Source organism: Rhizobium atlanticum, assembly GCF_030182485.1.
GTDB lineage: Bacteria > Pseudomonadota > Alphaproteobacteria > Rhizobiales > Rhizobiaceae > Rhizobium.
The window spans coordinates 1-797 of sequence record NZ_JAQJCJ010000088.1; the positions used below are offsets into that span (position 1 = coordinate 1).

Sequence of the window (797 nt, forward strand, 5' to 3'; positions counted from 1 at the left end):
CAACACTGGCCGATTTCGGGGCCGAGCGGGATTTCCATGGTAATCGCTCCGCCGGTTCCAGCCAGAATCTCACGCGCATTTGCAATTGCCATGAACTCGAACTGCCCGCCGCCGATCGTGCCCCAGAGGGCGTTCGCCGAGACGAGCATGAAAGCGCCGGCCTCGCGCGGAGTGGAGCCTTGCGTGCCGGTGATGTCGACGAGGACGCTCTCTGGGTGGGCGGCGAGGAAGGTTTGGAGGTCTTTCATGGAAAGACAACCGATGGGTATGTGGGCGTGGCACCCCCCTCTGTCCTGCCGGACATCTCCCCCACAAGGGGGGAGATCGGCAAGAGGCAATGCCTCCCCATGATAACGGATCGATAGCTTAAAACCGGATTTTCATAGTCTGATGTCAGGGCAATAAGGAGCAAGGGCTTTCGTCTTGCCGATCTCCCCCCTTGTGGGGGAGATGTCCGGCAGGACAGAGGGGGGTGCAACTCGTTCCAGCCTGTCCGCCCGTCCTGCCCAAACAACAAATCAGCCGGACGCATCCTACACTCGCTTCATCCGCTCCACCGCCATCAGCACCCGTTCCGGTGTCGCCGGCGCATCGAGTCTCGGGCAGACCTTATAATCGGCGACGCTAGCGACCGCCATTGACAGGGCTTCCAGCGCTGAGATCGCCAGCATGAAGGGCGGTTCGCCGACGGCCTTGGAGCGGCCGATCGTCGCTTCGGCATTCTCCGACCATTCGGCAAGCCGCACGTTGAAGATCTTCGGGCGGTCGGAGGCGAGCGGGATCTTATAGGTCGACGG

Annotated in this window: 1 protein-coding gene and 1 pseudogene; both read right to left on the reverse strand. The window is 61.9% G+C overall.

Translation table 11 applies throughout. The features are described 5' to 3' along the window. On the reverse strand, positions 1 to 248 hold a 248-nt coding region (locus tag PH551_RS32825), incomplete at its 3' end, for an XdhC family protein (RefSeq protein ID WP_285196412.1). A 285-nt stretch (positions 249 to 533) separates the two neighbouring features. Next, a pseudogene (locus PH551_RS32830) lies at positions 534 to 797 on the reverse strand (xanthine dehydrogenase molybdopterin binding subunit); the annotation flags it as partial.